At 46.0% G+C, this 798-nt stretch carries 2 protein-coding genes; both read right to left on the bottom strand.

The window, feature by feature from the left end; genetic code table 11:
- Positions 1-354: NUDIX domain-containing protein (locus A3739_RS18020; RefSeq protein WP_156502667.1), on the bottom strand; the 354-nt coding region annotated here is incomplete at its 3' end.
- Between the two features lie 3 nt (positions 355-357).
- Positions 358-798, bottom strand: a 441-nt coding sequence (locus A3739_RS18015) for a bifunctional ornithine acetyltransferase/N-acetylglutamate synthase (RefSeq protein WP_197472413.1), incomplete at its 5' end; no start/stop codon positions are given.

The raw sequence follows: 798 nt of genomic DNA, 5'->3' as shown, positions 1-798 counted from the left end.
TGAAAGAGCGGTTGGAGACACCCATTGCAAAGGCTGGCCTTCACACCCACGCGCATCTCCTTCAAAGCCATCAACATTCCAAACATCGAGGAAAACGTGCTTTTCGCTATAGTCGTGACGAATTTGAATTAAAGGAGAGATATCAGACCTGATATCTATTCCAAGCTCTTCGTTTAATTCTCGCTTAAGAGCTTGTTGAACCGTCTCGTAAGATTCGACTTTCCCGCCGGGAAATTCCCAGAGGCCGCCTTGATGAGCATCGTCAGCACGCTTACTGATCAAGATATTAGCACCGTGCTTTGAGGGTTGCCGAATTACCGCAACCGCGACATGAACACGTTTAGTGCCCGACATACCTTAGGTTCTATATTCCGCGTTGATAGTGACGTATTGATGAGACAAGTCAGTTGTCCATACTGTCTCATTAACTATTCCTCGGTTCAGAACAAGTCTGATAAGAATCTCTTCTTCATCCATGATCGCTTGTCCTTTCTCTTCAGAATAACTCTGAGCACGCCCCCCATTCTCAACCAACATTACGTCACCCAAATAAATCTGGACCTTATCAAGATCCAAGTTATCAATAGGCGCACGTCCTAACGCGGCCAAAATACGTCCCCAGTTTGGATCACTCGCAAACAGGGCGGTTTTAACGAGAGGAGAATGAGCAATGGTATAGGCTAAATCGAGAGCTTCATTAGCACTGTTCGCCTGCTCAACCTGAATAGTGACAAACTTAGTAGCACCTTCGCCATCGCGAACAATCGCGTGAGCAAGTTCAAGATAGATATCTGACAA

The sequence above is a fragment of the Oleiphilus sp. HI0067 genome, from assembly GCF_001635735.1.
Note: the sequence above shows the minus strand (reverse complement) of the source record. Positions and strands in the feature narration are given on the sequence as shown.